7 protein-coding genes and 1 pseudogene are annotated in these 8,081 nt (G+C 68.2%); 5 read left to right on the top strand and 3 right to left on the bottom strand.

Annotated features, from left to right (window positions below; all coding sequences use genetic code 11):
* Positions 1 to 123 precede the first annotated feature (123 nt).
* A pseudogene (locus IAE24_RS26470) lies at positions 124 to 315 on the top strand (dihydrofolate reductase family protein); the annotation flags it as partial.
* 29 nt (positions 316 to 344) lie between these two features.
* On the opposite strand, the gene IAE24_RS26465 reads toward IAE24_RS26470, so the two are convergent.
* From IAE24_RS26465 to IAE24_RS26455, 3 genes are all read right to left on the bottom strand, one after another.
* The gene (locus IAE24_RS26465) at positions 345 to 1,295 is read right to left on the bottom strand and encodes a LysR family transcriptional regulator (protein WP_016448205.1); all 951 of its coding nucleotides are present in this window, start codon (positions 1,293 to 1,295) and stop codon (positions 345 to 347) included.
* Between the two features lie 133 nt (positions 1,296 to 1,428).
* Positions 1,429 to 2,958, bottom strand: a complete 1,530-nt coding sequence (locus tag IAE24_RS26460) for a 4-hydroxyphenylacetate 3-hydroxylase family protein (protein ID WP_325100571.1) — start codon at positions 2,956 to 2,958, stop codon at positions 1,429 to 1,431.
* Positions 2,943 to 4,091, bottom strand: a complete 1,149-nt coding sequence (locus IAE24_RS26455; RefSeq protein ID WP_013802993.1) for a branched-chain amino acid ABC transporter substrate-binding protein — start codon at positions 4,089 to 4,091, stop codon at positions 2,943 to 2,945. Before IAE24_RS26455 ends, IAE24_RS26460 begins: the two co-directional genes overlap by 16 nt.
* Before the next feature lie 286 nt (positions 4,092 to 4,377).
* Here IAE24_RS26455 and IAE24_RS26450 point away from each other — a divergent pair, with 286 nt between their 5' ends.
* The 4 genes from IAE24_RS26450 to IAE24_RS26435 are packed head-to-tail and all read left to right on the top strand — an operon-like array spanning position 4,378 to position 7,984.
* Complete coding sequence (locus IAE24_RS26450; RefSeq protein ID WP_063326506.1) at positions 4,378 to 5,295, top strand: branched-chain amino acid ABC transporter permease; 918 nt, start codon at positions 4,378 to 4,380, stop codon at positions 5,293 to 5,295.
* Positions 5,295 to 6,476, top strand: a complete 1,182-nt coding sequence (locus IAE24_RS26445; RefSeq protein WP_026062742.1) for a branched-chain amino acid ABC transporter permease — start codon at positions 5,295 to 5,297, stop codon at positions 6,474 to 6,476. The genes IAE24_RS26450 and IAE24_RS26445 overlap by 1 nt, the downstream gene beginning before the upstream one ends.
* The gene (locus IAE24_RS26440) at positions 6,466 to 7,293 is read left to right on the top strand and encodes an ABC transporter ATP-binding protein (RefSeq protein WP_088165169.1); all 828 of its coding nucleotides are present in this window, start codon (positions 6,466 to 6,468) and stop codon (positions 7,291 to 7,293) included. Before IAE24_RS26445 ends, IAE24_RS26440 begins: the two co-directional genes overlap by 11 nt.
* Positions 7,286 to 7,984 (top strand): ABC transporter ATP-binding protein, encoded by a 699-nt coding sequence (locus IAE24_RS26435; RefSeq protein ID WP_016448200.1) that lies wholly within the window; start codon positions 7,286 to 7,288, stop codon positions 7,982 to 7,984. Before IAE24_RS26440 ends, IAE24_RS26435 begins: the two co-directional genes overlap by 8 nt.
* The last annotated feature ends 97 nt before the right edge of the window (positions 7,985 to 8,081 follow it).

Raw genomic sequence — 8,081 nt, 5'->3', positions numbered from 1 at the left:
CTGCCTGCCAGCCCGCCACTCGGCGTTGCGCTCCTTGTGCGTGTGAGCACACGCACGGCGTCGCGCGCCTTGATTGGCGGGCTGGCAGGTAGCTTCGCGACCCCACATTAGTGTGAACAGGCCCTAGTGGGCCAGTTCTACGACGCGGGCCTGCTGGACGAGATGATCCTGAGCGTGGGCTCGGCCACGCTGGGCCGGGGCAAGCCGCTGTTTCCGCGCCGCGTGCTGCATCCGGTGCTGCGCCTGCTGTCGGTTCGGCAGATTGGCGAGGGCATGGCGGTGCTGCATTACGAGGTGCGCAAGAGCACTGGCTGACGGGCTCCCTGATTCGGTCTGCGCGCCGCTCAGTTCGCCTCCCCGCGCCCAGGCGCCGTCATCCCCGGAATGTATTCATTGGAGATGAAGCTGCGGCAGCGGTGCATGAAGGCTTCCACCACATGGCGGGGCTTTTGTTCGCGGGCCCAGGCCAGGCCCAGTTTCATGGGGCGGTGGTTGCCGTTCAGGTGCAGGTTGACGATCTTCTTGCCGTCCAGCGCGTGGGAGTTGCGCGGGCGCACGTTGACCAGGGAGTAGCCCACGTCGTTGGCCACCAGGGAGCGCACCACGTCGGGGCTGGCGCTGCGGGCCGCGATCAGGGGCGAGACGCCGGCTTCGCGGAACAGCGACATGAAGTATTCACGGCTCAGGGGCAGGTCCAGCAGGACCATGGGCAGCTGGGCCAGCGCCTCCAGCGTGGTGGAGCGGTGGTTGGCCAGCGGATTGAGTTCGCTGACGATGACCATGGGCGGCAGCTGGGCCAGGGGCTCGAAGCAGATGTCCGATTCGGCCACCAGCAGGTCGTAGGTGATGGCGACATCGATCTGCGCGGTGCGCAGCTTGTGGATCAGGCCTTCCTGGTGGTCCTCGATCTGGGTGACCGTGGCCTTGGGGTGGGCGCGCGCGAATCCCTGGCACAGCTCGGGGGCGACCATGGCCGCCAGCGTGGTGAAGCAGCCCACGCGCACGGGGCCGCGCACCTGGCTTTGCGCGCTGCTGGCCACGTCGTACAAGGCCATGGCCTGGTCGAGCAGGCTGCGGATTTCCCGCAGGACTTCGGCGCCTGCGGGCGTGACGGACAGGCCTTGCGCATGGTGACGCACGAACAGCGGCACCTGCAGCTCGGCCTCCACCTGGGTGATGGCCGATGAGATGGACGAGGGCGAGACGTGGATGCGGTTGGCGGCCTCGGCAATGCTGCCGAATTCGCCCGCTGCCACGCAGTATTCCAATTGTCTGAAGGTCAGTCGTGTCAGCACGGTGTGCAAGAGGTGGAGAGGGGGAGGGCGGCCAGGGTGACCTGCCGCGTAGTTGACCAAGCGGCGGACCGCGCTGCAAGAGGCCCTTCCCGCAAGGCGCCTGCATTGTGCGGCGGTCGGGCCCCGGCAGCCTTCAGTCGCTGGCGTTGTGATTGCGAAACCATTGCGCCACCGCACCGTCGCCCTGGGCCGGCGCCTGCGTGGCCTTCACGCGGTCCGTCAGGCCGGCGGACTTGCCCACGAAGTCCAGCGGCGCATCCCAGTTGAAATGCCGGTACACGGCCGCCGTCTGGGCGTAGGGCGGGCATTGCGCAAACAGCTGGAAGCTGAGCCGGTGGCCGGCGTGGTCCGAGTCGAGCAGGTCGCGCGCATAGGCCAGCAGCCTGCGGCGGTCGTCGGCCTGCGATTGCGGCCCGAGCGTATAGAACTTGCGCAGCCAGGGGCCGGTTTCCTCGTTCTCGAAGCTGGCGTGGTCCGGCGTCAGGCAGACCTGGCCGCCGCACAGCTCGCGCACGGTGTTCATCATGTGGTGCAGCTGGCTGGTGGCCAGAGACCGTCCCGTGAACAGCAGCGACTGGTTGGGCATCATCAGCCCGGCCGGGCTGCGCTCGGCCAGCGCGATGGCGGCCGTGAGGTGGGCGTTGATGCCTTCGCGGTAGCAGGCCAGGCCGGCCAGCCTGTCCTGCACGGCCTGCAGCTTCTCCACGCCGGTCTGGCGCGCGTTGTGCAGGGCCGTGCCTATCAGCATGTCGGCCAGCTTGAGGCTGCGCTGCAGGAAGGTGAAGGCCGAGTAGCGGTGCAGGGTGTCGCGCAGGAAATGGGCGGCGCGGGTGTGGCGGTAGAACAGCACGTTCTCCCAGGGAACCAGCACGTCGTCGAAGACCACGATGGCGTCCACTTCGTCGAAGCGATGGCTCAACGGATGGTCCTGGGCCGATGCGCGGGCGGCCAGGCCCGGGCGGCAGATGAAGCGCAGGCCGGGCGCGCCCAGGTCGCAGATGAAGCCTATGGCGTATTCGGACTGCGCAGCGTCGCCCCAGTGCGCCAGCCCCGGCTTGGTGAAGGCCTGGTTGGCATAGGCGGCGGCGGTCTCGTACTTGGCGCCGCGCACGATGACGCCTGCATCGGTCTCCTTGACCACATGCAGCAGCACGTCGGGGTCCTGGTCCTGCGGCAGGCGCGAGCGGTCGCCCTTGGGGTCGGTGTTGGCCGATACGTGGAACAGGTCGCCACGCACCACGCGGCGGATGTGGGTGCGGATGTTGGCGGAAAAGCGCGGGTCCAGCTCGTTGAGCACGTCCTGGCCGTCGAACAGCGACCACATCTCGCCCACGCTCTCGTCGCCCACGCGCATGACCACGCCGCCCATGTCCTCCAGCAGCAGGTCGGTGGCGCGGCGCTTGTCCCACCAGTCCTGGCGCGTCAGCGGCAGCTTGTGGGCGATGGAGTGGCGCTCGCCGTCGCCTTCGTCGTAGGTGAGCGCGTCGCGCAGCGCGGCCTCGTGCTGCAGGTCGTACATGCGCGCGCGGATGTCCACCAGCGGCTTGAACATGGGGTGAGTGGTCACGTCCTTGACGCGCTCGCCGTTCATCCAGACCCGCCGGCCATCGCGGATGGAGTCGCGGTACTGGCTGCCTGTCCTGATCATCAGCGGCTGGCCCACTTGCCGTCTTTGACCTCGTGCAGCTGCAGCTCCACGGGCACCTGCGTCTGGCCGTTGGCGTCGAAGGTCACGGTACCGGTCACGCCGTCGTAGCGTATGGCGCGGATGGCCTTGGCCACGGCCTGCCGGTCCTTGGTGCCGGCCGTCTTGAGCGATTGCAAAAGGATGCCGGTGGCGTCGTAGGCGTACTTGGTGTACGGGCTCTCGGAGTCGGCATAGCCCTTGGCGGCATAGGCGCGGCTCATGGCGTCCAGCCGGGGGTTGGTCTGCGATTTGGGCGTGCCGACGATGGTGCCGTCCGCGGCCGGGCCGGCGATCTGGATGAGCTGCGGGTCGAAGATGCCGCTGATGCCCAGCATGGGCTGCTTCATGCCCAGCTCGGCCATCTGCTTGCGCACGATGCCGGCCTCGGTGATCACGCCGCCGAAGTAGACCGCGTCGGGGTTCAGGCTCTTGATCTTAGTGAGGATGGAGCGGAAATCCGTGGTGCCCACGGGGTAGCTTTCCTCGGCCACCACGCTGCCTTTTTCTGCCTTGTAGAAGCTGCCGAACGAGGCCAGGTTGGCGCGCCCGTAGTCGCTGGTGTCGGCAATGATGGCGATCTTTCTTGCGCCCAGGCCCGTGGCGGCCCAGGCGGCCAGGGGCTTGTTCTCGTTGACCAGGGTGGGCGTCACGCGCGTGGTGTTGGCGAAGTTCTGGTCGGTGATCTTGGGGCCGATGGCGCCCCAGACGATAAAGGGCATCTGCACGCGGTTGAACACCGGCAGCGTGGCCAGGGCCACGGGGCTGTTCCAGTGGCCGATGGCGCCCACCACGTCGCGGTCGTTGACCAGCTTGAGCGCGGCGGACACGCCGGTCTGCGGGTCGGAGGCATCGTCCAGCACCACGCCCTCCACCTTGAACGGCACGCCGGCCGTGGCATTCCACTGGTCGATGGCCAGCAGGAAGCCGTTCTTCGCGCCCAGGCCCTGCTGTGCGTTGCCGCCGCTGACGGGGCCGATGAAGCCCAGCTTCACGGTGGACTGGGACCAGGCCGCGCCGCAGGCCAGCGTGGCGGCGGCCAGCGCCAGGGCGGATGCGGCAAGGCGCCGGCGCGATGGCAGGAGGGCGGTGGTTGTCGTGAAGGCTTGCATGGTCGGTCGGTCCTGTTCAGGTGAAGACGAGGGGCAGCCATGGCGGCCCGGGGGGCCGGGGCGGCGGGGCGCCACGGTGCGTGGCGGGCTGGCCGGCGCTGTCTGGCAACGCCGCCGGATCAATGTATCGCCGCACCTGCCCGGGACTGGATCGCGTTTTCCGAAGCAGCGCCTCGGCAAAAGCGACGCAGGTTTTGCGCGGTTTCTTGCTTCAATGGCTGCGTGACATGGAGACAAGCGAAGCCCCGCCAACCCGGCCGAACCCGACACAAGAGGAACCCTATCGATGCATGACGCGCTGTTCCAGCAACTCATCAACTGGCTGACCCTGGGCTGCATCTACAGCCTGCTTGCCCTGGGTTTCAGCCTGTTGTTTGGCGTGCTGCAGGTGATTCACTTTTCCCATGGCGACGTGGCCATGGTCGCCCCCTTCATCGCCCTGGCGGCCGTGCAGGCCCTGGCCGCCGCGCTGGGCGGCTCGGCCCCCTGGCTGGTGCTGGGCCTGGCCTGCCTGGTGGCCATTGCGGCGGTGGGAGGGCTGGGCGTCGCCCTGGACCGGCTGGTGATCAGCCGCTTTCGCAATGCGCCGGCCATGATGCCGCTGGTGGCCACGGTGGCGCTGGGCATCGTGATCCGCGAGCTGATCCGCCACCTGTATCCGCAGGGCAGCAATCCGCACGCGTTCCCGGCGATTGCGCAGGGGGCCGTTCCCACCCCGTTCGGGCCGCTGCCCCTGATCAGCGTGGTCTCGGTGCTGGTGGCGGTGGCGCTGGTGGGCGTGCTGCTCTATGTGCTGCACCACACGCCCATGGGCATGCGCATACGCGCCGTGTCGCAGGACCGCGAAACCGCGCGGCTGTTCTCCATTGCGCCGGGGCCGGTGTTTCGCAACACCTTCTTCATTGCCTCGGCCACCGGCGCGGTGGGCGGCATCTTCCTGGCCAGCTATGCGGGCGTGGTGCGCTTTGACTTCGGCGTTCAGGCGGGACTGATCGGCTTTTCCGCCGCGGTGGTCGGCGGCCTGGGGCGGCTGGGAGGCGCCATTGTCGGCAGCCTGCTGATTGCGGCCATCGAGACCATCGTGCAGGGCTATGTGCCCAACGGCACCTCGTACCGGCTGGTGTTCGTGTTCGCCCTGGTGATCCTGGTGCTGATCTTTCGCCCCGCCGGCCTGTTCGGCGTTCAAAAAATGGAGAAGGTGTGATGCAGACAACGACGATACAGGCGCCGCCGCAGGCGGCACCACGGAGTGCGGGCTCGGCCGCCATCGTGCTGGGCGTGGCCCTGGCGGGCGCCGTGCTGCTGCGCCAGTTCCTGCTGGCCGAAAGCTGGATCACGGTGCTGGCGCTGCTGGCCTGCTTTGCCGTGGCCCTGGTCGCGGTGCAGAAACGCCCGCTGGTGGAGGACCGCATCGTGGCCGCCTTCGGCCAGTGCAGGCCGCTGGCCGTGGGCACGGGCGTGGTGCTGGCCCTGGTGTTTCCGTGGGTGCTGGGCGGTGACAGCTATGCCATGCACCTGATGATCATCGCCTGCCTGTACGCGGTGCTGGCGCTGGCGCTGAACTTCCAGCTGGGCAGCGCCAACATACCGAACTTCGCCACCGGCGCGTCCTACGGCATCGGCGCCTATGCGTCGGCCCTGCTGGCCATCCACTTCGGCGTGAGCTTCTGGATCTGCCTGCTGGTGGCCGCCGCCGTGGCCACGGTCTTCGGCTTTTTGCTGGGCCTGCCGTCCATGCGCACCCGCGACAGCTACCAGGCGCTGGTGACGATTGCCTTCGGCATCGTCGTGCACCAGCTGCTGATGAACCTGGAGTGGACGGGCGGCGCCAACGGCCTGGTGGGCATTCCTTCGCCGACATTGTTCGGGCATTCGTTCAACGACCCCATCACGCTGTGGGGCCACAGCCTGCCGGGCCAGGCCAACTTCTACTACGTGGCCGTCGCCCTGCTGGGGCTGGCCATCGTCTCGGCGCAGCGCCTGCACAGCTCGCGCGTGGGACTGGCCTGGAATGCCCTGCGCGACGACGAGATCGCCGCGCGCGCCTGCGGCATCAACGTCACCTGGTTCAAGGTCAAGGCCTTTGCGGTGGACGCCTTCCTGGCGGGCTTCGCGGGCACGGTGTATGCGTTCTATGTGAGCTTCATCTCGCCGGACAACTTCACCTTCCTGGTGTCCGTGACCATCATGACCCTGGTGATTGCCGGCGGCATGGACAACACGCTGGGCGTGATCGTCGGCGCCTTCCTGCTGACCATGCTGCCGGAGAAGCTGCGGGCGTTTTCCGACTACCGCATCCTGTTCTACGGCCTGGTGGTGATCGCCTTCCTCATCATCCGCCCGCGCGGCATCTTCCCCCAACGGGTGCGCAACCATGAGCATTGATTCCCATCCCACCCACCATGCCGCGCCCGCAGGCCCGCGGGTTTTGGAGGGGCGTGGCCTGACCATGCGCTTTGGCGGCCTGACGGCGGTGCAGGGCGTGGACATCCACCTGGCGGCGGGCGAGGTGCTGGGCATCATCGGGCCCAACGGCGCGGGCAAGTCCACCTTGCTGAACCTGCTGACCGGCATCTACCAGCCCACCGAGGGCGAGGTGCTGCTGCAAGGCCGCTCGCTCAAGGGCATGGCCGCGCACGACATCGCGGGCGCCGGCATTGCGCGCACCTTCCAGACCAGCCGGCTGTTCGGCTCGCTGAGCGTGCTGGACAACGTGATCATCGGCATGCACGCGCGCACCCGCTGCGGCGTGCTCACCGCGCTGCTGCGCCCGGCCGTATCGCGCGCCGAGATGAAGCGCTGCGCCGAGCGCGCCTGCGCGCTGCTGCAAAGCGTGTCCAGCGACCTGCACCAGCGCCGCAACGTGCTGGCCAGCAGCCTGCCGCAGGCCGACCGCCGCCGCCTGGAGATTGCGCGCGCCCTGGCCGCCGAGCCCCGCATCGTGCTGCTGGACGAGCCCTCCAGCGGCATGGACGACCGCGACACCGATGCGCTGATCGCCGACATCCAGCGCCTGCGCGAAGGCAATCCGGCGCTGGGCTTCATCATCATCGAGCACGACATGCGGCTCATCGCCACCTTGCCGCACCGCGTGATGGTGCTGGACTACGGACGCAAGATCGGCGACGACAGCTTCGAGGCGGTGCGCCGGCTGCCGCGCGTGCAGGAAGCCTATCTGGGCAGAAAGGCCAGCCATGCTTGAACTGGACTCCATCAGCACGCGCTATGGCGTGGTGAACATGCTCAACCAGGTCTCGCTGCAGGTGCCCGAGCACAGCATCGTCTGCCTGCTGGGCCCCAACGGCGCGGGCAAGACCACCACCTTCAAGGCGATTGCGGGCCTGCTGCCCGTGCACCACGGCGCCATCCGCGTCATGGGCCAGCCGCTGGCGCGCATGCGCACCGAAGACCTGGCTGGCCTGGGCGTGGGCTTCGTGCCCGAAGGGCGGCGCCTGTTTGCCGAGCTGACCGTGCAGGAGAACCTGAAGATCGGCCACGACGCGCTGCGCCCGCAGCAGGGCTTTGCCCAGGCGCTGGAGCGCGTGGTGGCCCTGTTCCCCCGGGTCGGCGAGCGCCTGTCGCAGGCGGCCGGAACCCTGTCCGGCGGCGAGCAGGCCATGGTGGCGCTGGGCCGCGTGCTCATGGGCGAGCCGCGCCTGGTGGTGATGGACGAGCCCACGCTGGGCCTGTCGCCCAAGCTCATCGAGGAGTACTTCGAGACGGTGCAGCGCATCCACAGCCAAGGCATCACCGTGCTGCTCATCGAGCAGAACGCCGAGGCGGCGCTGTCCATCGCCCACACCGGCTATCTGCTGCTCAAGGGCCAACTGGTGGCATCGGGCACGGCCAGCGAGCTGCTGGCCAACGACGTGGTGAAGCACCTGTACCTGTAGCGCCGCACGGGCGGCCTTCACCTTCTTTCCTTTTTTGTTGCGGACCACACCAAGGCAGTCGGCACTGCGCCGATGCGGGACGGCCTGCGCCTTTTTT

The sequence above is a fragment of the Delftia sp. S65 genome (genome assembly GCF_016516495.1).
Lineage (GTDB): Bacteria > Pseudomonadota > Gammaproteobacteria > Burkholderiales > Burkholderiaceae_C > Comamonas > Comamonas acidovorans.
This window is presented reverse-complemented; position numbering and strand designations above follow the sequence as displayed.

What these genes read in the sequence shown, in the direction of transcription:
- IAE24_RS26455 (WP_013802993.1), bottom strand. Translation starts at nt 4,091, where the DNA reads ATGCAAGCCTTCACGACAACCACCGCCCTCCTGCCATCGCGCCGGCGC.
- IAE24_RS26450 (WP_063326506.1), top strand. Translation starts at nt 4,378, where the DNA reads ATGCATGACGCGCTGTTCCAGCAACTCATCAACTGGCTGACCCTGGGC.
- IAE24_RS26445 (WP_026062742.1), top strand. Translation starts at nt 5,295, where the DNA reads ATGCAGACAACGACGATACAGGCGCCGCCGCAGGCGGCACCACGGAGT.
- IAE24_RS26440 (WP_088165169.1), top strand. Translation starts at nt 6,466, where the DNA reads ATGAGCATTGATTCCCATCCCACCCACCATGCCGCGCCCGCAGGCCCG.
- IAE24_RS26435 (WP_016448200.1), top strand. Translation starts at nt 7,286, where the DNA reads ATGCTTGAACTGGACTCCATCAGCACGCGCTATGGCGTGGTGAACATG.